The sequence below is a fragment of the Halobacteroides halobius DSM 5150 genome, assembly GCF_000328625.1.
Classification (GTDB): domain Bacteria; phylum Bacillota; class Halanaerobiia; order Halobacteroidales; family Halobacteroidaceae; genus Halobacteroides; species Halobacteroides halobius.
This window is the reverse complement of sequence record NC_019978.1, coordinates 2,275,515-2,297,313: the sequence shown is the minus strand read 5'-3', so window position 1 is coordinate 2,297,313 and position 21,799 is coordinate 2,275,515. Positions and strand designations below refer to the sequence as shown.

The window sequence follows — 21,799 nt, the reverse complement described above, 5'->3', positions numbered from 1 at the left end:
AGATTAAAGTTAAAATTGACATCTTGGTTAAGAGACTGTATTATGTACATAATATTAATATTATCTAAAATTAGATGAGGAGTGAGAAGATGTATAATGTAACTTTAATACCAGGAGATGGAATTGGACCAGAAATTACTGAGGCGGTACAGCAGATAATTTCCGCAGCAGGAGTAGATATCAAGTGGCAGACTGTAAATGCAGGGGCCAATGTAATGGAAGAGTATGGAACACCGTTACCTGAAGAAGTTTTACAGTCAATTAAGAAGAATAAAGTGGCTTTAAAAGGGCCAATTACCACCCCAGTAGGAAGTGGATTTAGAAGTGTTAATGTAGCTATTAGACAAAAGTTAGATTTATATGTTAATTTAAGACCAGCTAAGATTTTAAAGGGAGCACCAACTCAGTTTTCTGACTTAGATGTAGTAATTTTTAGAGAGAATACAGAAGGTTTATACGCTGGGATTGAACATAATGTAGGAGATAACGCTGCAGAGAGTATTAAGATTACTACTAGAGAAGCTTCAGAGAGAATTGTTAGAGCAGCTTTTGAATATGCTCTAGAAAATGATAGAGAGCAGGTTACAGCAGTACATAAAGCTAATATCTTAAAGTTAAGTGATGGTTTATTTAAGTCAGTAGCAGAAGAAGTAGCCCAAGATTATCCAGATATTAAGTTTAATAATAAAATTGTTGATAATATGTGTATGCAGTTAGTCCAATACCCCGAGGACTATGATGTATTAGTCTTACCTAATTTATATGGTGATATTGTATCTGATCTATGTGCTGGTTTGATCGGGGGATTAGGTGTAACACCTGGAGCTAATTTAAATGATCAATTAGCAGTATTTGAAGCAGTTCATGGTTCTGCTCCTGATATTGCAGGAGAGGATAAAGCTAATCCAATTGCTTTATTATTATCAGCTTGCCTAATGTTAGAGCATTTAGGAGAAGAAAAAGCAGCTTCTCAAATTGAAACTGCTATTGAAGAGGTATTGACTAGAGGAGAAGTACTAACGGCTGATTTAGGTGGTACTGCTACTACGACTGAATTAACTGAAGAAATAATTAATCAACTAGGGGTAGAGTAGTATCTTCTGTGTTTGATCTCATCTTCTTTTTCTTGTGTTTCTTGCTGGTGAGCTCTAATATAAGTATCAAAAAGACCAATAACTATAATAATTCCCATGCTAATTAGATAAAACAAAGGTAAAGGATTATTTTCTAGCAAAGGGATTTTAATTAATTTACTAGCCCTGAAGAATAGTTCAATTTTTTTGTTCCAACCCATAAAAAAGTAGATAATATAGGCTAATGTATTAAATATTAACCAATTTAAAGTTGGAATAAAAGCTTTTTTCATATTAATACCTCCTTGTATAATATGATTAGTTATTTTATGATAAAATCCTTTTCTAAATTTTGGCGACCCTAGTGGGTCGTCTTCTATTTTTAATCAATTTTGCTAAAAGGTTTTTTTAGAAGTTATTTTTTGATATAATTACTTGTTGAATGAATTGATATTTGATAATGAAATAAACTAATATTGAACTAGTAATTTAGTGGGGGATTAAATGAATAAGTTAAAAAATAAAATTTTATTCACATTAAGCTTCAGTTTAATAATACTTGTAATACTCATTTTGTTTACAGTTAATCAACAAACTTGGCAGGTGTTAAAAAATTTAAACTGGATATATATAGTAATTAGTTCAGGTATTATGGGGTTTGTTTGGTTTGCTAATGGGTTTAAACTAAAGGTTTTAGCTAAAGGGGTAGATGTTAAATTACCTTTGTTAGCTGCTATTGAGATAGGTTTAGTAGGTAGCTTTTTTGCTAATATTACTCCCTCAGGGGTTGGGGGCCAACCTTTTAAAGTGGTTGCATTAGCTAAATCAAATGTTTCTTCGGGTAGAGCTAGTGCTATTGTAATCGTAGAGTTAATTCTTAGATTAGTCTTTTTTATCTTTAGTTTACCATTAGTATTTTTTAAGTTACGTAGTTTATTTGTTTCTTATATTAATGGCAAACTATTAATTTTGGGGGTCACGATTTTTATTCTAGGTTTATTAGTAGTGATTTATTTATTATTGTATCACCCTCGTAATTTAGTTTTAATCTGCTTTTGGTTATTAAATAGAAGCTTAATTAAAAAAATTGTTGATGAGCAAAAGATATATGCTTGGAAAAGGGAATTAGCTAGGGAGATACGTATTTTTTATCAAGCTCTTTGGAGATACTTAAAGGTTAGTAAGTGGGAGCTAGTCTTTAGTTTTATTCTAACAGTGTTATCCTGGAGTGCTCAATTTATAGTTATTTACTTTATAATCAGAAGTCTTAATTTACAAATGAACTTAGGATCTCTTATCTTAATCCAGTTATTGATTTATACAGCTGCTATCTTTATTCCAATCCCTGGAGGTAGTGGAGTGGAGGTTATTTTAGCTAGTTTGTTACAACAGAGTTTACCAGTCTCAGTGCTAGGAATAGTAGTAGGGGGTTGGCGTTTTTTTACTTATTATAGCTACTTGATAGTAGGAGGAATAATCTCCTTTAAAGTTTTTAATTTAGATAAGGAAGTAAGCCAATAAAGGCTTAAATTAGATATAAGGGAGGAGTAGAATGGTCAAACCAGTTAAAGTAGGAGATATGACAACTATTAAATTAGAGAATATAGCTTATGGTGGAGATGTAGTAGGTAGAAAAGATGATTTCGCTATTTTTGTTACTGGTGGAGTGCCAGGAGAAGTAGTAAAGATAAAGGTTACAGAAGTAAAAAGAAATTATGGTCGGGGGAAGGTAGTAGATGTAGTTGCACCAGTAGAGGAAAGAATTGATTCGGAGTGTCCCAAGTATGATTTATGTGGTGGATGTCAGATGCAACATATTGATTATACGGCGCAACTTAATTATAAACAACAGATGGTTGAAGATGCTATAGAGCGGATTGCCAAGCTAGATGATATTAAGATTAATCAAGTTAAGGGTATGGAAAATCCTTATCTATATCGTAATAAAGCTCAGTTTCCTTTAGGGGTTGAAGATGAAGAAGTAATTACGGGTTTTTATGCAGCTGGAAGTCATAAGTTAATTAAAGTTAAGGATTGTCAAATCCAACATCCAGTTATTAATCGAATTGTTGATAGAGCAGTAAAATTAATAGAGGATTATAATTTATCTATTTACAATGAAGAAATTCATCAAGGGCTATTGCGCCATTTAGTAGTCAGGGTGGGAGTGTGTACTAATCAAGCAATGTTAGTCTTAGTTACTAAAGATGAGAAATTTGTTAAGGGCCAAGAAATCGCCCATAAATTACTAGAAGAAGTACCAGAGTTAATTAGTGTTTATCAAAATGTAAATCCAGAGCAAACTAATGTAGTACTAGGAGATAAGACTGCATTATTAGCTGGTCAAGAGTATATACTTGATTATATTGGCCCAATTAAGTATCAAATCTCCCCTTTGTCATTCTTTCAGGTTAATTCGTTACAGACTAAGGTGCTTTATGATCAGGTGTTAGAGTATGCTAAGTTGACAGGTGAGGAGAAGGTACTGGATGCTTATTGTGGTTTGGGATCTATCTCTCTCTATTTAGCCAATCAGGCCCAGGAGGTTTATGGTATTGAGGTTGTTCCAGAAGCAATTGAACAAGCTAAAGAAAATGCTAAATTAAATGATATTAATAACTGTCAATTTGCTGTAGGAAAGGTTAAGGATGTGCTACCTCAACTTAAGAATCAGTTTTCACCAGAGGTAATTGTTGTTGATCCTCCTCGTAAGGGCTGTCATGAAGAAGTTTTAGAGGCCTTTGCAAAAATTAAACCTCAACGAATTGTGTATGTATCATGTAAACCAACTAGTTTGGCGAGGGATTTAAAGAGGCTAAAAGATTTAGGATATTATACAGAAGAGATTCAGCCAGTTGATATGTTTCCTCAGACTTATCATATTGAAAATGTAGCATTGATTAAGAAAAAATAAAAGGAGTGAAAGAAATGACTAAGGAAGAAAAATATAATACAATTGTTACTCAAATTAAAGGATTAACAGCTGATGAAGATAATTTAATTGCTAATTTGGCTAATACAGCAGCAGTTTTATATAATAACTTAGAACAGGTCAATTGGTCTGGATTTTATTTGTGGCAAGAAGGACAGTTAGTTCTTGGCCCGTTTCAAGGACTAGCAGCCTGCATTAGAATTGATAAAGGGGCTGGTGTTTGTGGGACGGCGATAGCTAAAAAAGAGACTCTAGTAGTTTCTGATGTACATAATTTTCCAGGACATATTACTTGTGATGCTGCTTCTAAATCAGAGATAGTAGTCCCCATAATTATCGCCGGAGAAATAAAAGGGGTATTAGATATTGATAGTCCGATTAAAGAACGCTTTAATGAACTTGATCAAAAATATTTAGAAGGGGTAGTAGATATTTTAATAGAGCAATGCCAATGGTAGATTATTTTCAATTTAAAAAGGTATTTAAGCAGGAATTATAAAGTTGTATATATAATTAGGTAATTATACAACTACTTGCGAGGTGATAATAAATGGTGACTAAAGAAGTTAAAATTAAAAACCAAACTGGATTACATGCTAGACCAGCTGCTTTATTGGTTGATGTGGCTAATAAATTTGAATCTGAGTTAAAAATTATTCATGGTAATAAAGAGGCCAATGTAAAGAGTATTATTAGTTTAATATCTTTAGCAATTGGATGTGATGATGCAGTAATAATTCAAGGAGATGGGGTAGATGAAGAAGAAGCAGTAGCAGAAATTGCTACAATTATTAAGGGGAAATTTAACGAGTAAAATATTAGCAATGAATTATTGTAGTAAATATGTTATATTGATAGTTGGACAAGTTATAAAGGGGGATTGTAAATGAAGAATAAAGTTACAGTAGTAATATTGATAATGGTTGTTATGTTAATGAATATTGGTTCTGCTTCAGCTTTACAAAAGGCTGAACTTGATCCTTATCATCCTTCGGTTGCGTATGGAGTTCAAACCTTAAATGGGAATTTAATTGCTTTAAATTTGGAAACCGATATAGGCCTGTCATCTAATTTTGGAGTTGAAGGATTATTTACTCACTACAAAGATAAAAATAAGAATAATAGAAATGTGCTAGATTTAAATGCTAAATTAGCTATTATTAATAAGCCAGACTTTAATTTATCTGCAATAGTAGGTTATCATACTAAGTTGCAGGAATTAAATGAAGGAGACCCAAGAGTTGGATTATTGATTTCTAAAAAAGAGACAGATAGTTTGGATTTAAATGTAGGGTTTGATTTCTTATTAGGTACGGGCCCTGATGAAAATTATTTAGGGTATAATTTAGGATTTGATTATCAATTAACTAGACGTACTTATTTAGAGATAGAGCACAGAAGGTTTAGTGGGCAAAAACGGACAGAAGGATTAAATGTTGGTATGAGATATTATTTTTAAGAGGAGAGAGAACTAATGGATTTAAATTGTGTAGGAGTATTTATGGATCGAGATGGAACAGTAAGTAAAGAGATTGGTTATGTAAACCACGCTAGTCGTTATGAGTTATTGCCACGAACTAGTTTAGCTATAAAAAAACTTAATCAAGCTGGAATTAAAGCTTTGTTAGCAACCAATCAAGCTGGTGTAGCTCGCGGTTATTTTAAAGAAGAAATGATTGGAGAGGTTCATGCTAAGTTAGAGCGATTACTTGCCCAAGAAGATGCTTATTTAGATGAAATTTATTATTGTCATCATCATCCTGATGTAGGAGAGGGGAAGTTTAATAAAAACTGTAATTGTCGTAAGCCTAAGCCAGGTATGTTATTGCAAGGAGCAGAAGAATTTGATTTAGATCTAAATAAATCCTATATGGTGGGGGATAAAATCAGTGATGTAGAGACGGCTCGCAGAGTAGGAGCCAAAGGAATTTTAGTATTAACAGGTTATGGAAGAGGTAATTATGAAAATGATCGTGATAGTTGGGAAGTAAAGCCAGATTATGTAGCAGAAGACTTGCATGATGCAGTGGAATGGATTTTATCACATCTTGAAAAGAGGGATCAGTAGTGGTTGATTTATTGCAGCATTTACCAAATTTTAATGATCAAAATATTTTAGTTATAGGTGATATGATTGCTGATGAATTTATCACTGGTCAACCAGAGCGTATTTCTAGAGAGGCTCCTGTTTTAATTTTGGAGCAAGATGAAGAAGAAATACTACCTGGTGGAGGCTGTAATGCTGCTAATAATGTAGCTTCTTTAGCAGGAAATGTTTATTTAGCTGGAGTGATTGGTGATGACATGGTCGGTCAGAAATTAAATACTAAATTAAATAACCTAGGATTAAAAACTGAGGGTTTAATAGTTGATGAATCTCGCCCTACTTCTGTAAAGACTAGAATTTTAGCTGGGGGAGATCAGATGGTAAAACAACAAGTAGTTAGAGTTGATAAATTAGAGACACATGCAATTGATAAAGAAATTGAGGAAAGACTAATAGATTATGTAGAAGAGATTATAGACCAACTTGATGCTATATTACTATCTGATTATGGTAATGGAGTCTTTACTACTAATTTAAAGAAGCGAGTGATTGCTTTAGCTAATAAATACAATAAAATTATTACAGTAGATTCTCGTTATAATTTGCTTACCTTTAAAGGGATTACCATTGCTACACCAAACAAAGAGGAAGCAGAAAAAGCTGTAGGTTTTCAACTTGATACTCCAGATAAAATAGAAAAAGCAGGTTGGAAATTAAAAGAAAAATTAGAGGCAGATGCTATATTAATCACCTTAGGTGGTGAAGGAATGCAATTATTTACTAAAGAAGAAATGATTCATATTTCGGCCTCTAATTACACAGAAGTATTTGATGTAACAGGTGCTGGTGATACTGTAATTGCAACTTTGGTCTTATCTTTAGCAAGTGGTGCTTCTTTAGAAGAAGCAATGAAATTAGCTAATCATGCTGCTGGAATTGTGGTTAGAAAGTTAGGGGTTGCTACAGTTACTAAAGAAGAATTATCTACAGTAATTCAAGGAGAAGATAATGATGAGTAAAATTTATTCTTTAGCAGAATTAAAAGAAATTTTAGCTACTGAAAAAGAAGCTGGTGCTAAAGTTGTTTTTACTAATGGTTGTTTTGATCTATTACATGTTGGTCATACTAGATATTTAGCGGAGGCTAAAACCAATGGTGATTTATTGGTTGTTGGTTTAAATAGTGATACTTCTGTGCAAGCTTTAAAAGGTGAAAAAAGACCTTTGATTTCTGAACAGGAACGGGCTGAATTATTGGCCAATCTAGAGGTGGTAGATTATATTACTATTTTTGCTGAGAAAACTGCTAGTAAAGTAATTGCTAAGTTACAACCTAATGTTTATGTTAAGGGAGGCGACTATAAAATAGAGGAATTACCAGAAGCAAGAGTAGTAAATGAGTATGGAGGACAGATTAAATTAGTTTCAGAAATAAAAGGTGCTTCGACTACTAAAATTGTAAATAAGATACTAAAAACATATGGTTAATAAAAGGTCCAATCTTTTGATTGGATCTTTATTATTTGATATGATTGTTATTAAATTATCAATTTTGACATGCTATTGGTTTTTACATATAATCTAATAGAGGTAAGAATTTTTTTATTTATCATCCAAGTGAAGTTATTCACATATTATTTTAACCTTGGAATTTATTTCATGGTGTGTTATATTTAGATTAGTAAATATAATATATCAGATTAAGATTATTGTAAAATTTAAAGGGGGTATAGTGATTATGGCTTGTCAATGTGGAAATGAAGCAGACAATCAAGAACAATATCTAAAACCTTTAAAGAAGGTATTAGAGGGATATGAGAAAAAAGAGAAAAATTTAATCCCAGTTTTACAAGATGCTCAAAACGAGTATGGTTATTTACCAGAAGAAGTACTAAAAGAAATAGCTAATCAATTAGATTTATCTTTTAGTCAAGTGTATGGAGTGACAACTTTTTATTCTCAGTTTCATTTAGAGCCACGAGGTGAAAATATTATTAGAGTTTGTATGGGAACTGCTTGTCATGTGCGTGGTGGAGGAGCAGTTTTAGATGAAATTAGAGATCAGTTAGGAGTAGATGATGGCGAAACTACTGATAACCTACAATTTACTTTAGAGTCAGTAGCTTGTATTGGTGCTTGTGGCTTGGCCCCAGTAATTATGGTAAATGATGATACTCATGGTCGAATGACTCCAGATAAAGTATCAGAAGTTTTAGAACAGTATAAATAATGCGAGAATTATCACTTCATATCTTAGATATAATCCAGAATTCAATAACTGCTGAGGCTACTTTAATACAGGTGATTATCGAAGAGAATATTAAGGATGATCAGTTACTTATTAAAGTAATTGATAATGGTTCTGGAATGAACAAAGGACAAGAAAAAGACGTTTTGGATCCATTTATTACATCACGAACCACTAGAGATGTAGGATTAGGATTACCATTATTTAAAGCAGCAGCTAAGAGGTGTGAAGGGGATTTTAAGTTAGAATCTAATCTAGATCTAGGAACTAAGGTAGTGGCCTCTTTTAGACATAGTCATATAGATAGAGCACCATTAGGTGATATAGTAGGAACTATAATTACTTTTTTAGTTTCTAATCCGAAGCTTGATTTAGTATATCAACATAAGTTTAATGAGCAAAAGTTTGAATTTGATACTAGAGAGGTAAAGAATAATTTAGGGCCAAAATTAGAAATTAATGATCCTCAAGTATTAGATTGGATAGAAGGTTACTTAACTGATAATTTAGAACAATTGCGGAGGTGATTAGTGTGAAATCATTAGATGAATTAAAGGAATTAAGAAAGAAGGCTCAAAAGGATTTACAAACTAGAGATACTATCAATAAACCTAAAGTAATTGTAGGAATGGGAACTTGTGGGATTGCAGCTGGAGCAAGAGAAGTAATGAAGGCTCTTGTTAAAGAGGTAAACAAAAGAGATTTAGATGTAATTATTACTCAAACTGGTTGTATTGGTATGTGTGAAAAAGAACCACTAGTTGATGTCCAACTACCAGGGAAAGACAGAATTACGTATGGTCCAGTTACAGTTGATGATGTAAAGAAAATTATAGCTGGTCATATAGTAAATGGTCATATTGTAGAAGATTTAGTTGTTGCTAGATTAGAGGAGTAATAAATTTAAGTTTTGAGGGAGGTAAAGCAAATGGAAGAATCTATTTATAGATCTCATATTTTAGTTTGTGGAGGAACCGGATGTGTTTCTTCAGGTTGTAAAGAGGTACAAGATGCTTTAAGAGATGAATTAGATGCTAAAGACTTAAAGAATGAAGTCAAGGTAGTTGAAACAGGATGCCATGGTTTTTGTGAAAAAGGGCCAATTATAATTATTTATCCAGAAGGTGTATTTTACTGTGAAGTAACACCAGAAGATATGGAAGAAGTAGTAGAAGAGCATTTATTAAAAGGTAGAACAGTAGAAAGATTATTATATGAAGAGCCAATTACTGAAGAGAATATCCCATCATATCATGACATTGAATTTTATGAAAAACAACAACGAGTGGCTTTAGCTAATTGTGGACGGATTGATCCAGAGAATATTGAAGAATATATTGCTGTTGGAGGTTATGAAGCAGTAGGTAAAGCTTTAACAGAAATGTCTGCTCAAGAAGTAATTGATCAAGTTAAGGATGCAGGACTGCGTGGTCGTGGTGGGGGAGGTTTCCCAACTGGACTAAAATGGCAATTTGCTCATGATGCTGAAAGTGATAAAAAGTATATTATCTGTAATGCAGATGAAGGAGATCCTGGAGCATTTATGGATCGGAGTATCCTAGAAGGAGATCCACACCGACTAATTGAAGGAATGATTATTGGTGGATATGCTATGGGAGCAGACGAAGGATATGTTTATGTCCGAGCTGAATATCCACTAGCAATCCAGAGATTACAAAAGGCTATTGATCAGGCAGAAGAATACGGCTTATTAGGTGATAACTTATTTGGGTCTGATTTTAGTTTTGAATTACACATTAAAGAAGGAGCGGGAGCTTTTGTTTGTGGTGAAGAAACAGCTTTAATGAATTCTATTGAAGGTAAAAGAGGAATGCCACGTCCTAGACCACCATTCCCAGCTCAAAAAGGTTTGTGGGGTAAACCATCTAATATTAATAATGTAGAGACTTTTGCTAATGTACCAGTGATTATTAAAGAAACTGCTGAGGAATACAGTAAAGTTGGTACTGAAGGAAGTAAAGGTACTAAGGTATTTGCTTTAACTGGTAAAATTAATAATACTGGATTGGCTGAAGTCCCAATGGGGATTACAATTGAAGAGATTGTATTTGATATTGGTGGTGGAATCCTTGGTGATAAGGACTTTAAAGCAGTTCAAATTGGTGGACCTTCTGGAGGTTGTTTAACAAAGGAACATTTAGATTTACCAGTTGATTATGATTCTTTAATCGATGCAGGAGCTATGATGGGCTCTGGTGGATTAGTAGTAATGGATGAAGATACTTGTATGGTTGATGTAGCTCGTTTCTTCTTAGACTTTACGCAAAGTGAATCTTGTGGTAAGTGTACACCATGTCGTGAAGGTACAAAACGTATGTTAGAGATTCTAGAAAGAATTACTGCTGGTGAAGGGCAAGAGGGAGATATTAAGTTATTAGAGGATTTAGGAGAAAATATTAAGAGTACTTCTCTTTGTGGCTTAGGTCAAACAGCTCCTAATCCAGTCTTAAGTACTTTAAAATATTTCCGTAATGAATATGAAGCTCATATTTATGATGAAACTTGTCCAGCGGGAGCATGTTCAGAATTATCATCAGGCTATGTTATAGATGCAGATGCTTGTATTGGTTGTACAGCTTGTGCTAAAGTTTGTCCAGTAGATGCTATTGAGGGAGAGCCTAAAGAAGATCATGTAATTGATGCTGAAGTATGTATCTCTTGTGGTGCTTGTGCTGATAAATGTCCAACAGATGCAATTTCGCGCGGATAATAATTGAGCAGCTAAAAGTTATAAGTTAAAATTGATTAAATAAATTTACTAGTGATTAAAAGGAGTGGTAAGAAAATGTCTACCATCACGTTAACTATAGATGGCCAGCAGGTTGAAGTAGAACAGGGTTCTACTATTTTGGATGCAGCGAAAAAATTAGAGATTGATATACCAACACTTTGTTATCATCCAGATTTAAGCTTATTTGGCTCATGTCGAGTTTGTGTAGTAGAAAATGCAAAAACAGGTGATTTATTAGCTTCTTGTGTAGCTCCAGTAGCAGATGGGATGGAGATTAAAAGCCATAGTACTAAAGTTAGAAGAGCAAGAAGAACAAATGTAGAATTATTATTAGCTAATCATCCTAACGAATGTTTAACTTGTGAACGAAGTGGAACTTGTGAATTACAAGGTCTGACTGAAAAGTTAGGAATTAATGAAATTAGATTTGAAGGGGAGCAGACAAAACATCCGATTGATGAGTTTGGCCCGTCAATTAAACGTGATCCAAACAAATGTATTCTATGTGGACGTTGTGTAAGAACTTGTGAAGAAATTCAAGGTGTATCTGCTTTAGATTTTACTCAGCGTGGCTTCGATTCTGTAGTAACTACAGCTTTTGATTTACCACAAGCAGAAATTAATTGTGCTAATTGTGGTCAGTGTGTAACAGTTTGTCCTGTAGGAGCTTTAACTGAAGTTAGTGAAGTAGATAAAGTTTGGCAGGCTTTAGAAGATGAAAATCAGCATGTTGTAGTCCAGACTGCTCCATCTATTCAAGCTACAATGGGAGAGCCATTTGGTATGGAGCCTGGTACAGTAGTAACTGGAAAATTAGCTACTGCTTTAAACCAACTAGGTTTTGATCGAGTATTCTCTACTGACTTTGCTGCTGATTTAACTATTATGGAAGAAGGAAGTGAGTTATTAGCAAGGTTAGAAGATAAAGAATCTAATACACCACAGATAACTTCTTGTTGTCCAGGTTGGGTTAAGTTTTGTGAGCATAATTACCCAGAGTTATTAGATAATTTATCAACAGCTAAATCGCCAATGTCAATGTTTTCTCCTTTAGCTAAAACTTATTATGCTGAGACAAAGGATTTAGAAGCCGAAGATATTTATACTGTTTCTATTATGCCTTGTACAGCTAAGAAGTTTGAAAAAGAAAGAGGAGAGTTACAAGATAGTGGTACTCAGGATACAGATGCAGTATTGACTACTCGAGAGTTAGCTAGAATGATTAAAGAAGCTGGAATTAAGTTTGCAGAACTTGAAGATACAGAGTATGATAGAATGATGGGTGAAGCTACAGGAGCAGGAACCATTTTTGGAACGACTGGTGGAGTAATGGAGGCTGCTTTAAGAACAGTCTATGAAAAATTAACTGATGAAGAATTACCACGGCTTGACTTAGATGAAGTTCGTGGATTAAAAGGTGTTAAAGAAACAGCAGTAGAAATTGGAAATGATACTGTTAAGGTTGCTGTGGCTCATGGTTTAGGCAATGCAGCGGATTTATTAGACCAAGTTAAAGCTGGTGAAGCTAATTATGACTTTATTGAAGTGATGGCTTGTCCAGCTGGTTGTGTTGGAGGTGGCGGTCAGCCATATCCAGCTTCTAAAGAGATCAAAGCTAAGCGTGGCCAAGGGTTATATAATATTGATCAATCTGATAAGATTCGTAAATCTCATGAAAACCCAGAGATTAAGAAATTATATGAAGATTTCTTAGGAGCACCATTAAGTGAAAAAGCTCATCACTTACTGCATACTAATTACCAGAAGCGAGATAAAAATTAATAAGATTAAAAAAAGACAGGTAGGATATCCTACCTGTCTTTTTGTTTATTACTATTTAAACTTTAAATAAAAATTGGTATAATAATTTATGATTGGAGGCAATTACATGGATGATAATAAACTGAAATTAATTGAATCTAATTTATTGGCAGGATTAGTGGTTATTTTAGTAGTAGTTATTTATACTGTCATAGGTGGCAAATTAGATAGTTTATTGGCCAAGTTAATTTAGAGAGGGGGCAGAAATTGAAAGTAGCTTCTATAGGGTGTACAGATTATAATTATGGGCAGGTAAAAGAGAAGGTAGTGCAGACTATATCTTTATTAGGGGGGATAGAGGAGTTTGTCTCTAGCGGGGATACAGTGCTACTTAAACCTAATTTATTAAGTCCACATCAACCTAAGTTAGGGATTACTACTCATCCAGCTGTTGTTAAAGCAGTAATTGAATTAGTTAAAGATGCTGGGGGAGAGGTTAAGGTAGGAGAAAGCTCTGGGGGGATGATGATTAACCACTCCTTAACTCAACAAGCATTTAAGGAGACTGGTATTAAGGAGGTGTGTCAAGATTTAGGAGTAGAGTTAATTAACTTTGATCGGGTAGAAACAAAAATTATGACTTCAGGTCAAGGAGAGGAAATTCCGTTACCTAAAGTGTTATTAGAGGCTGATGTAGTTATTTCTTTACCTAAGATAAAGACCCACAGCTTAACTTTGTTTACTGGTGCAATTAAGAACTTATATGGTTGTATTCCTGGGGCCAAGAAGGCTGAGTACCATAAGTTATACCCAAATCCTAGAGATTTTGCTGGTTTGGTTGTTGATTTATTTAGTTTGATTAAGCCCCAATTGACTATTATGGATGGGATAGTCGGTTTAGAGGGCAATGGGCCAGGTACGACTGGTGATAGATGTGAAGTAGGCACTATTCTAGCTGGTTCTGATCTAGTAGCTGTTGATACAGTAGCTGCTTCTTACCTTGGTTATGGTGCTGATGAAGTACCTATTACTAGTATTGCTAATCAACAAGATCTAGGGACTAATGATCTAGATAATATAGAGATACTAGGTGATTTTAAGAGGCCAGAAAGGGAGTATAAATTACCATCAAATGCTTTATTGAATTTATTACCTAATTGGTTATTAGGTTCTGTATTTAATTCTTTCTTATCTAGTCCTAAAATTATGCAAGAGGAATGTGTACAGTGCAAACGTTGTTTGCATAGTTGTCCTCAAAAAGTAATTGTTGAAAAAAATGATAAATTAAAAATTGAGTTAGATGATTGTATTAAGTGTTTATGTTGCCAAGAATTATGTCCTAAAGAAGCAATTGTGGTAACTGAACATAAATTAGTTCAGTTAATAAAACAGGTGAAAAAATTCTGGAGTTAAATTTTGATAATTTAGATGGTGTATGATATAATCGGGCGTAGTTGTTATAATAATAATGTTTCCATAATTAGCCATAGGTTTAACGCCTAGTATTACATAAATTAATTAAGTTAGCAGTAATATAATAGTTTTTAGGTTTACAATTTAGATTATATAAGCAACTAAATATCCAAAAAATATATAAGGTGGGGATATTATAATGGCTGGCAACTATCAACAAACCCCTAAACAAGACACTTCTAGATATGAGGAAATACCGGAAAATGATGTAGTATGGTTGGCCCAACAAGGGGACAAGCAGGCTGAGGAGTATCTAATAGACAGTAATATTGATATTGTCTATTCTAAGTCTAAATTATTTTATATTAAGGGATTAGATAATGATGATGTAATTCAAGAGGGGCTAGTAGGACTTTACAAAGCAATTAGAGACTATAAAATTAAACGAGAAGCTTCATTTAGAGGTTTTGCACATTTGTGTGTTAGCAGACAACTTATATCAGCTATCAAAACTGCTAATCGGCAAAAGCATATGCCACTTAATAATTCAACTTCTATTAATAAGAAATTAAATTACTCTAAAGATGATGGTGGCAGAGGGCGAACTTTGTTGGATATCTTACCTGATCAACAAAATGATCCTGAAAAAGATTATGTTAATCGAGAGTTAGTTGGTGAAGTAACCAATCAACTAAGAGATAATTTAACTAAGTTAGAGTGGGATGTATTTGATCGTTATATTCAAGGGAAATCCTATAGGGAGATTGCTGCCGAGATTGAAGGAAGTGTAAAGACGGTAGATAATGCTTTACAGCGAGCTAGGCGTAAAATAGATGAATTAAGAGAGAAGTTAAAATCGGAAGTTGGAGATTTATCAATTAAATAGCTACGTAAACGAGTAGTCGTCCTTGGGACGACTTTTTTGTTTGCATATCTATGTTATTTTTTGTAAAATAATTAAATAAATGGTATAATTAAGGATATAATACTAATGATGAGGTGGGAGTAAGTGCAACAGCCTGTACTTTATTGTTTAGCTGATAAGAATAAATATTTAGTAGGACTATCAACCAGGCCTACTGTGGAGGCAAAGTTTTATTTTAAAAAAGGAAAGATAGATCAGAAAACAGGAGAGTTATACATATTAACAGATAGGTTAAGTTGGGGAGTAGCTGATTATATTTATCGAACAGTTACTACTTTAGATGAGAGGAGGGAAAAAGAATACCAAGATATAGGAGGTAAGTTGCTTAATCTCTTGTGGAGGGTTGATTCTTTAGAACAGATAATCCAAGAAAAGCTAAAATTAATTAAAGACTTAATAGCTAATTTAGAATTACAGCTAGAAGTAAGAAGTAGGCAAGTTGACCAAGAGGAAATAAATCGAGTTAGGCTACCAGCTACTGAAAAAGTTAAAGAAGTTTATCAACTAGTTCAAGGACGAAGGCTATACCAAAGTGAGATAAAGAAGTTACTAAGACAAAATCAAGTAGCGGTTAGGTCTTTAGAGAAGCTATTAGTTTATCTAAAATTAGAGCATAAGTTAGAGGTTAGACCCAGTATTAGATATAAAGAAGAGCAGCTTGTTTGCCAAAGGTGTGGTAGTCAAGAGATAATAGCACTAGATTGTAATTATTGTTATAGTCAAGATTACTATTGTAAGAAGTGCTTGTTAATGGGCCAAGCTAGATTATGTCGCCCCTTATATTTAATCTCTGCTCCTCTAAAAGATTTAAAGTTAAATTATATTCAACCGCAGCTTGGTTTTAAGTTGACTGCTTTACAGACTGAAGTAGCCAATTCTTTGTTAGACTTATGGTATCAAGATTATAATCAGGCTTTTGTTTGGGCTGTCTGTGGGGCAGGAAAGACAGAAGTAACTTTTAAATTAATTGCTGATGTATTAAGTCAAGGGGGGAAGGTTTTATTTGCTATTCCGCGCAAGGATGTAGTAGTTGAGTTAGCAGAGAGACTGCAGGAAGCTTTTCCAATGATAGAGATTAAAGCTTTGTATGGAGGCAGTAATAATAAGTATAAAAAGGCTGAGTTAGTTATTGCTACGACACATCAATTATTGAGATATTATCAAGCCTTTGATTTAGTAATTTTAGATGAAATGGATGCCTTTCCTTATCAAGGTAGTGAGATGTTACAACGGGCTGTTAGACAAGCTCGTAAAGCACAAGGTAAACTAGTCTATATGACTGCTACACCTAGTCAAGCACAAATAACAGAAATTAAAGCTGATCAGAATAGTAAGTTAATTAAGTTATCGGCTAGGTATCATGGTCATCCTCTACCTGAACCGGAGTTGATGGCATTAGATTTAGTTTATGATAAAGAAATAGAGCAGGTAGAGCTACCCCCAAGAGTGGTTGAAGAACTAAAGAAGTGGGTTGTAGGGGAGTTGGCCCAGGTATTTATCTTTTTACCTAGCCGCAAGTTAGTTGAATTAGTAGTAGAAAGTTTACAGGATTATTTCCCTAAAGTTAATGGGCAAAGTTGGGTCCAAGGTAGTCATGCTCAGGATGATTTACGTGACGAAAAAAGAGAGTCTTTTATAGCAGGTGAGTATCCTATTTTAGTCTCAACAACAATTATGGAGCGGGGTATAACAATAGAGAAGGCTAATGTACTAGTTTTATTTGCTGATTGGGATTATGTTTTTGATGAACAGTCCTTAATTCAGATGGCAGGACGTTCTGGAAGATCAATCAAGTATCCTCAAGGGAGGGTCTGGTTGGTAGGAAATGAGATTACTAAAGAAATGAAGTTAGCAAGAGATATGATTCAAGATCTAAATCAGGAAGCAGCTAGAAAAGGGCATTTAAAGTGTGGTGAAACTTATTTTATCTAAACTAGCAACAGCTTTACTAGAATTATTTTATCCTTCCTTTCCTCAGTGTCCTAGTTGTGGGAGTGAATTTAAGCCCCAAGAGATTAGCTTATGTAATAAGTGTATTACTAAAATAGAGTTTATTACAGATGACTTTTGCCAGCAGTGTGGTAAGTCAATTGGTGCTAAGGAGAGGTTTTGTCAGGAATGTAGGCAGCGAAGATTTTTCTTTGCAGAAGCTAGAGCAGTCGGAATTTATGAGCAGGGCTTAAAGCAGTATATTAAACAGCTAAAGTATGATGGCTACCAGAGCTTGGCCCGACCGTTAGGAGAGTTACTTAGTATCTATACTCAGCAATTTTATGATCTTAAGGAAATCGATTTGATCACCTATATTCCTGTTCATCAAGAAAGAATGGAAGAACGGGGGTTTAATCAGGCTTATTTGTTGGCCCGAGAATTAGGAGAAAATACTAATTTACCTGTTAAATCGTTATTGGCCCGGCAAAAAAACACAATAAAACAAAGTAAATTATCACGTCAGGAGCGGTTAGAAAATGTACAAAATAAATTTAAGGTTGAACAAGGTCATTTAGTTAAAGAGCAAAAGATATTGTTAGTAGATGATATTTATACTACAGGGGCAACAGTCAATGAGGCTAGCAGGATTTTATTAAATCATAGTGCCCACTCCATTAAGGTAATAACCTTAGCTACAGGAAGAGGAATTAATAGTTAAAAGGAATTTTAGCAACAATCGAGAAATAAAAATAAATGAGTAAAGATTAGGAGGGATGGCAATGGGAATTAAGAAATGTAAAAGATGTAAACGTGTCTTCTCACCAGTAGGAAGGGAGAAGATCTGTCCTAGGTGTAAACAAGATGAAGAAAGAGACTTTGAAAAAGTTAAAAATTACTTATGGGATCATCCAGGAGCAAATGTTGAGGAGATTAGTGAAGAGACTGAGGTAGCAGAAGATTTGATTACTAAATTTATTAAAGAGGGACGATTTGCTCAGTTAGATGGAGTTGACTTAAGTGTAGAGTGTGAACGATGTGGTGCCCCAATTAAAAACGGTCGGTTTTGTGAAGACTGTAGCCAAAAATTACAGCAAGGATTTAAAGGGAATCAGAAGCCAAAGAAGAAAAAGAAAGAAAATAACAAAGGGAAACAAGACCGGATGTTTACTAGAGATTAATCAAATTGATTTGAATTTAAGGGTTTAAGGTAGAATAGCTTATCTTAGGTTAGCTAATCTACTTTAAACCCTCTTTACCATTTAGCTCAAGATTTAACTTTTGGTTAAACTTTTCGATAAATAGAGTGTAAAGACCAAAAGAAAGTAGGTGGTAGCATGAAAGTTAATGGTAGTAGAATGGCAAAGTTGATCAATAATTATAATAAAGATCAGAAAAATAAAACTAATAAAGTTGAACCAGTAAAAAAGAAAGACCAATTATCTTTATCTGATGAGATGCAACACTTACAAAACGTTAAAGAAAAGATAGACTATAGTCCACAAATTAGACAGGAAAAAGTTACTAAGTTAAAAAGAGAAATTAAACAAGGAAATTATAATGTCAATGGAGAAGAAATAGCTACAGATATACTAGATAAAATAGTAGACAAACGGGTGTAAAGGAAGGATGATTATATGGAAGCTAACTTAAAGAAGTTGGCTGATCTATTGGCAGCAGAGTATAAATTATACCAAGAAGTTTATCAGTTGGCTAAAGAAAAACAAGAAGTAATTATGAATGATAAGCTAGATAAACTAGAAGAGATAATCAAACAGGAAGAAGAATATCTACAAACGGTACAAAAGTTAGAGAATACTCGAGAACAACTAGTAGGAGAAAAAAACATTTCTCAAGTGATGGCAAATGCTAAAGAGCCGATGAGAAGTAGGTTAGATAATTTACAAGATAAATTACTAAAGATGACAATGAAGTTACAGGATCTAAATCAATTAAATGGGAAGTTACTAGAAGATGCCCTGCAATTAGCCAATATTAATCTTAGTATTTTAGGAGTTAATCAACAAAATAATACTTATAGTAGGCAAGGTAGTGTTAATCAAAATCAGAATGGTGGTTCAATGTTGAATCATAAGGCGTAACAACGATCAATTAATAAAAGTCTGGGGTGAATAAAATGTCGACTTTCGGTGGATTAGAAATAGCCAAGCGGGCTTTACAAGTCCAAAAGAAGTCTTTAGAGGTAACAGGTCATAATATAGCTAATGCCAATACAGAAGGATATAGTCGCCAGCGAGCAATCCGAACTGCTACTGATCCTCTTAGTGTTTCAGGAGCAGGTCAGGTAGGAACTGGAGTAAAGATAAGTCAAATCAAACGGATTAGAAGTGAATTTGTTGATCAACAGATTAGACAAGAATCTAGTACCAAGGGTATGTGGGAGATGAAAAGAGGAGCTCTTAAAAAGATTGAATTGATCTTTAATGAGCCATCAGATAAAGGATTACGTAACTCAATGGGTGAGTTTTTTAATTCCTTAGAAGAATTAAATAATCGACCAGAGAGTAAAGCAGTCCGAGCTACAGTAAGACAGAAAGCTAAAGCACTAACCAATATGTTCAACCACTTAGATACTCAACTTGAGGATTACCAAGGCTCACTTAATCGTCGGATTAAAACTAAGGTAGAAGAGATTAATTCCTATGGGCAACGAATTGCCGATTTAAATAAGCAGATAGTAGCAGTAGAAAGCAATAATCAAAATGCTAATGACTTACGGGATAAACGCAATCTATTAGTCAAAAAATTATCTAAGTTGACTAATACCCAGGTTCAGGAAAGTAAACAAGGTGCTCTAAGAATAGGGATTAATGGGACTAAATTAGTAATAGGAGATGAAGTTAATAAATTAGAAGTGCAAAATAACCTTGCTACTAATCTCTATGACGTTCAGTGGAAAAGTGGTAATAAAGTACAATTTAAATCAGGAGAGCTTAAAGGTCTCTTGGCTGCTAGAGATGTAGAAATACCTAAGTACAGAAACCAATTAGATAATATGGCTCAGACACTAGTTGCTGATTTTAATACAATACACCAAAGTGGTTATGGATTGGATAATAGTACAGGTAATAATTTCTTGACTGGTACTACAGCAGAAAATATAGCTTTAGCCAATGCTGTTAAAGGAGATTCGGGCTTAAAGAAAATAGCAGCTGCTTCTAGTCCAAATAGTCCAGGTGACGGGACTAATGCTTTACAGTTAGCTAATTTAGAGAGCAAACAAATATTTAATTCAGGTACTGCTAGTATTACTGAATACTATAGCTCCAATATAGCACGGTTAGGTGTCGATAGCCAACGGGCCAAGCGCATGGTAGATAATCAAGAAACTTTACTAAAAAATTTACAGCAACAACAAGAAGCCATAGCTGGTGTATCCCTTGATGAAGAAATGGGTAAGATGATTAAGTTCCAACATGCTTATACAGCAGCAGCTAATGTAACATCAACTTTAGACCAGATGTTAGGCACATTAATTAGAAAATTAGGCTAAGTAGAGGTGAAGTAGAATGAGAGTTAATAATGGGATGATGGTAAATAACTTATTATCCAATCTAAATCAAAGTAGAGAAAAGCTGTCTAAATATAATCGGCAGTTAGCTACAGGGAAAAAGTTTAGTCTACCTTCCCAAAATCCAACAGGAACAGTCCGCAGTATGCGTTTAGAAACTTCTCTAGAAGATAATCAGCAGTATATTGAGAATATAGATAATGGAATTACATGGTTACAAACGACTGATGATGCTTATAGTCAAGCTACTAAAGTACTACAAAGAACTAGAGAGTTAGCAGTCCGAGGGGCCAATGATTCTTTAAGTGATACAGATCGAGAAGCAATTGCTGAAGAGGTTGAACAATTAAGAGAAAGTTTAGTCGGAATCGCTAATTCAACTCATAATGGTCGTTATATCTTTGCAGGCCAGAAGACAAAGAGCAAACCTTATACAGATGCTCCATCTAATGTATTGAATTCTAGTTCTGTAGCAGATCCTAATGTTAACTTAGGTTATGATGGTAGTTTTGAAATAAAAATTGGTGGTAATACACAAACTATAACAGTTGATTCCACTACTGGTGGAGGCAATCCGACTACTCTAAATGAGATTGCTAATCAGATTGATGGCAGTAGTTTAGGTGGGACGACTGTAATGGCTAAAATAGATGATGATAACTCTTTAGTGATAGAAGCTAATGATAAAAGTACTACTTTAGAAGTAGCTAATATAAGTGGAGATAATATTGTCAATAAATTAGGAATTGAGAACAAAAAATATGTTTACGAAGGCGGGCAGGGAAGTCTTAAGCGGAAAATATCTCAGGGAGTAACTATCTCTATTAATCAATCAGGTGATTATTTTGAAGATACATTAGAAGAATTGAAAAAGCTAGAGGAAAATTTGAGAAAAGGAAATGGTGAAGCAATTACTGAAGAAAGAATTGGCGGAATAGATCAAAAATTAGATCTTTTATTAAGAAGAAGAGCTGAAGTGGGTGCTAAACAAAAGCGTTTGGAGATGAATAAAAGTCGTTTAGAAGAAAATCGAATTAATTTAAAACAATTAAAATCTGAGAATGAAGATGTTAATATGGCCAAGACAATTATGAATTTAAAGATGAGTGAGAATGTTTATCGAGCTGCTTTGTCATCAGGGGCTAGGATTATTCAACCAAGTTTGGTGAAGTTTCTGAGGTAAGGGG

Annotated in this window: 25 protein-coding genes; 24 read left to right on the top strand and 1 reads right to left on the bottom strand. The window is 34.0% G+C overall.

Annotated features, from left to right (window positions below; genetic code table 11):
- Positions 1-89: 89 nt before the first annotated feature.
- Positions 90-1,094, top strand: a complete 1,005-nt coding sequence (locus HALHA_RS11245) for an isocitrate dehydrogenase (NAD(+)) (RefSeq protein WP_015327887.1) — start codon at positions 90-92, stop codon at positions 1,092-1,094.
- Here the strand turns inward: HALHA_RS11245 and HALHA_RS11240 are convergent.
- Positions 1,076-1,366: a hypothetical protein gene (locus HALHA_RS11240; protein ID WP_015327886.1), complete on the bottom strand. Its 291-nt coding sequence runs from the start codon at positions 1,364-1,366 to the stop codon at positions 1,076-1,078. The genes HALHA_RS11245 and HALHA_RS11240 overlap by 19 nt on opposite strands.
- A 211-nt stretch (positions 1,367-1,577) precedes the next feature.
- Here HALHA_RS11240 and HALHA_RS11235 point away from each other — a divergent pair, with 211 nt between their 5' ends.
- The 23 genes from HALHA_RS11235 to flgL all read left to right on the top strand — a co-directional run bounded on the left by HALHA_RS11235 (position 1,578) and on the right by flgL (position 21,795).
- Positions 1,578-2,594: a lysylphosphatidylglycerol synthase transmembrane domain-containing protein gene (locus HALHA_RS11235; RefSeq protein ID WP_015327885.1), complete on the top strand. Its 1,017-nt coding sequence runs from the start codon at positions 1,578-1,580 to the stop codon at positions 2,592-2,594.
- A gap of 31 nt (positions 2,595-2,625) precedes the next feature.
- Positions 2,626-3,987 (top strand): 23S rRNA (uracil(1939)-C(5))-methyltransferase RlmD, encoded by a 1,362-nt coding sequence (gene rlmD, locus HALHA_RS11230; protein WP_015327884.1) that lies wholly within the window; start codon positions 2,626-2,628, stop codon positions 3,985-3,987.
- Between the two features lie 14 nt (positions 3,988-4,001).
- Complete coding sequence (locus tag HALHA_RS11225) at positions 4,002-4,463, top strand: GAF domain-containing protein (protein WP_015327883.1); 462 nt, start codon at positions 4,002-4,004, stop codon at positions 4,461-4,463.
- Positions 4,464-4,555: 92 nt separating this feature from the next.
- Entirely contained in the window at positions 4,556-4,819 is a 264-nt protein-coding gene (locus HALHA_RS11220) for an HPr family phosphocarrier protein (protein ID WP_015327882.1), read from the top strand.
- Between the two features lie 72 nt (positions 4,820-4,891).
- Positions 4,892-5,464, top strand: a complete 573-nt coding sequence (locus tag HALHA_RS11215; protein WP_015327881.1) for a hypothetical protein — start codon at positions 4,892-4,894, stop codon at positions 5,462-5,464.
- A gap of 15 nt (positions 5,465-5,479) precedes the next feature.
- Positions 5,480-6,073, top strand: coding sequence for a D-glycero-alpha-D-manno-heptose-1,7-bisphosphate 7-phosphatase (locus HALHA_RS11210; RefSeq protein ID WP_015327880.1), 594 nt, complete (start codon positions 5,480-5,482; stop codon positions 6,071-6,073).
- Positions 6,073-7,071: a bifunctional heptose 7-phosphate kinase/heptose 1-phosphate adenyltransferase gene (locus HALHA_RS11205; protein ID WP_015327879.1), complete on the top strand. Its 999-nt coding sequence runs from the start codon at positions 6,073-6,075 to the stop codon at positions 7,069-7,071. The genes HALHA_RS11210 and HALHA_RS11205 overlap by 1 nt, the downstream gene beginning before the upstream one ends.
- Complete coding sequence (gene rfaE2 / locus HALHA_RS11200; protein WP_015327878.1) at positions 7,061-7,540, top strand: D-glycero-beta-D-manno-heptose 1-phosphate adenylyltransferase; 480 nt, start codon at positions 7,061-7,063, stop codon at positions 7,538-7,540. The genes HALHA_RS11205 and rfaE2 overlap by 11 nt, the downstream gene beginning before the upstream one ends.
- A gap of 250 nt (positions 7,541-7,790) precedes the next feature.
- Entirely contained in the window at positions 7,791-8,282 is a 492-nt protein-coding gene (gene nuoE / locus HALHA_RS11195) for an NADH-quinone oxidoreductase subunit NuoE (RefSeq protein WP_015327877.1), read from the top strand.
- Positions 8,282-8,827 (top strand): ATP-binding protein, encoded by a 546-nt coding sequence (locus HALHA_RS11190; RefSeq protein ID WP_015327876.1) that lies wholly within the window; start codon positions 8,282-8,284, stop codon positions 8,825-8,827. The genes nuoE and HALHA_RS11190 overlap by 1 nt, the downstream gene beginning before the upstream one ends.
- Before the next feature lie 5 nt (positions 8,828-8,832).
- The gene (locus HALHA_RS11185; protein WP_015327875.1) at positions 8,833-9,198 is read left to right on the top strand and encodes a (2Fe-2S) ferredoxin domain-containing protein; all 366 of its coding nucleotides are present in this window, start codon (positions 8,833-8,835) and stop codon (positions 9,196-9,198) included.
- 30 nt (positions 9,199-9,228) lie between these two features.
- Positions 9,229-11,031: an NADH-quinone oxidoreductase subunit NuoF gene (gene nuoF, locus HALHA_RS11180; protein WP_015327874.1), complete on the top strand. Its 1,803-nt coding sequence runs from the start codon at positions 9,229-9,231 to the stop codon at positions 11,029-11,031.
- A gap of 75 nt (positions 11,032-11,106) precedes the next feature.
- Positions 11,107-12,834 carry an NADH-dependent [FeFe] hydrogenase, group A6 gene (locus HALHA_RS11175; protein ID WP_015327873.1) on the top strand — a complete coding sequence of 576 codons (1,728 nt, stop codon included), beginning with the start codon at positions 11,107-11,109 and terminating at the stop codon, positions 12,832-12,834.
- A gap of 106 nt (positions 12,835-12,940) precedes the next feature.
- Complete coding sequence (locus tag HALHA_RS13870) at positions 12,941-13,066, top strand: hypothetical protein (protein WP_015327872.1); 126 nt, start codon at positions 12,941-12,943, stop codon at positions 13,064-13,066.
- 14 nt (positions 13,067-13,080) lie between these two features.
- The gene (locus HALHA_RS11170) at positions 13,081-14,226 is read left to right on the top strand and encodes a DUF362 domain-containing protein (RefSeq protein ID WP_015327871.1); all 1,146 of its coding nucleotides are present in this window, start codon (positions 13,081-13,083) and stop codon (positions 14,224-14,226) included.
- 199 nt (positions 14,227-14,425) lie between these two features.
- Positions 14,426-15,112 (top strand): RNA polymerase sporulation sigma factor SigH, encoded by a 687-nt coding sequence (gene sigH, locus HALHA_RS11165; protein ID WP_015327870.1) that lies wholly within the window; start codon positions 14,426-14,428, stop codon positions 15,110-15,112.
- A 123-nt stretch (positions 15,113-15,235) separates the two neighbouring features.
- Complete coding sequence (locus tag HALHA_RS11160; RefSeq protein WP_015327869.1) at positions 15,236-17,083, top strand: ATP-dependent helicase ComFA; 1,848 nt, start codon at positions 15,236-15,238, stop codon at positions 17,081-17,083.
- Complete coding sequence (locus HALHA_RS11155; RefSeq protein ID WP_015327868.1) at positions 17,061-17,801, top strand: ComF family protein; 741 nt, start codon at positions 17,061-17,063, stop codon at positions 17,799-17,801. The genes HALHA_RS11160 and HALHA_RS11155 overlap by 23 nt, the downstream gene beginning before the upstream one ends.
- Before the next feature lie 61 nt (positions 17,802-17,862).
- Positions 17,863-18,261 (top strand): TIGR03826 family flagellar region protein, encoded by a 399-nt coding sequence (locus tag HALHA_RS11150; RefSeq protein ID WP_015327867.1) that lies wholly within the window; start codon positions 17,863-17,865, stop codon positions 18,259-18,261.
- 156 nt (positions 18,262-18,417) lie between these two features.
- Positions 18,418-18,702 carry a flagellar biosynthesis anti-sigma factor FlgM gene (gene flgM / locus HALHA_RS11145; protein ID WP_015327866.1) on the top strand — a complete coding sequence of 95 codons (285 nt, stop codon included), beginning with the start codon at positions 18,418-18,420 and terminating at the stop codon, positions 18,700-18,702.
- A gap of 15 nt (positions 18,703-18,717) precedes the next feature.
- The gene (locus tag HALHA_RS11140) at positions 18,718-19,182 is read left to right on the top strand and encodes a flagellar protein FlgN (protein WP_015327865.1); all 465 of its coding nucleotides are present in this window, start codon (positions 18,718-18,720) and stop codon (positions 19,180-19,182) included.
- Positions 19,183-19,217: 35 nt separating this feature from the next.
- Positions 19,218-20,594: a flagellar hook-associated protein FlgK gene (gene flgK, locus HALHA_RS11135; protein ID WP_015327864.1), complete on the top strand. Its 1,377-nt coding sequence runs from the start codon at positions 19,218-19,220 to the stop codon at positions 20,592-20,594.
- 16 nt (positions 20,595-20,610) lie between these two features.
- Positions 20,611-21,795: a flagellar hook-associated protein FlgL gene (gene flgL / locus HALHA_RS13160; protein WP_015327863.1), complete on the top strand. Its 1,185-nt coding sequence runs from the start codon at positions 20,611-20,613 to the stop codon at positions 21,793-21,795.
- Positions 21,796-21,799: the final 4 nt, after the last annotated feature.

Bases quoted from the DNA above. Each gene is read 5' to 3' on its own strand.
- HALHA_RS11140 (WP_015327865.1), top strand. From the start codon at position 18,718: ATGGAAGCTAACTTAAAGAAGTTGGCTGATCTATTGGCAGCAGAGTAT.
- HALHA_RS11210 (WP_015327880.1), top strand. From the start codon at position 5,480: ATGGATTTAAATTGTGTAGGAGTATTTATGGATCGAGATGGAACAGTA.
- HALHA_RS11215 (WP_015327881.1), top strand. From the start codon at position 4,892: ATGAAGAATAAAGTTACAGTAGTAATATTGATAATGGTTGTTATGTTA.
- nuoF (WP_015327874.1), top strand. From the start codon at position 9,229: ATGGAAGAATCTATTTATAGATCTCATATTTTAGTTTGTGGAGGAACC.
- HALHA_RS11235 (WP_015327885.1), top strand. From the start codon at position 1,578: ATGAATAAGTTAAAAAATAAAATTTTATTCACATTAAGCTTCAGTTTA.
- HALHA_RS11190 (WP_015327876.1), top strand. From the start codon at position 8,282: ATGCGAGAATTATCACTTCATATCTTAGATATAATCCAGAATTCAATA.
- rfaE2 (WP_015327878.1), top strand. From the start codon at position 7,061: ATGATGAGTAAAATTTATTCTTTAGCAGAATTAAAAGAAATTTTAGCT.
- flgK (WP_015327864.1), top strand. From the start codon at position 19,218: ATGTCGACTTTCGGTGGATTAGAAATAGCCAAGCGGGCTTTACAAGTC.
- HALHA_RS11220 (WP_015327882.1), top strand. From the start codon at position 4,556: ATGGTGACTAAAGAAGTTAAAATTAAAAACCAAACTGGATTACATGCT.
- rlmD (WP_015327884.1), top strand. From the start codon at position 2,626: ATGGTCAAACCAGTTAAAGTAGGAGATATGACAACTATTAAATTAGAG.
- HALHA_RS11245 (WP_015327887.1), top strand. From the start codon at position 90: ATGTATAATGTAACTTTAATACCAGGAGATGGAATTGGACCAGAAATT.
- flgL (WP_015327863.1), top strand. From the start codon at position 20,611: ATGAGAGTTAATAATGGGATGATGGTAAATAACTTATTATCCAATCTA.
- HALHA_RS11150 (WP_015327867.1), top strand. From the start codon at position 17,863: ATGGGAATTAAGAAATGTAAAAGATGTAAACGTGTCTTCTCACCAGTA.
- HALHA_RS11175 (WP_015327873.1), top strand. From the start codon at position 11,107: ATGTCTACCATCACGTTAACTATAGATGGCCAGCAGGTTGAAGTAGAA.
- HALHA_RS11240 (WP_015327886.1), bottom strand. From the start codon at position 1,366: ATGAAAAAAGCTTTTATTCCAACTTTAAATTGGTTAATATTTAATACA.
- HALHA_RS13870 (WP_015327872.1), top strand. From the start codon at position 12,941: ATGGATGATAATAAACTGAAATTAATTGAATCTAATTTATTGGCAGGA.
- HALHA_RS11225 (WP_015327883.1), top strand. From the start codon at position 4,002: ATGACTAAGGAAGAAAAATATAATACAATTGTTACTCAAATTAAAGGA.
- sigH (WP_015327870.1), top strand. From the start codon at position 14,426: ATGGCTGGCAACTATCAACAAACCCCTAAACAAGACACTTCTAGATAT.
- nuoE (WP_015327877.1), top strand. From the start codon at position 7,791: ATGGCTTGTCAATGTGGAAATGAAGCAGACAATCAAGAACAATATCTA.
- flgM (WP_015327866.1), top strand. From the start codon at position 18,418: ATGAAAGTTAATGGTAGTAGAATGGCAAAGTTGATCAATAATTATAAT.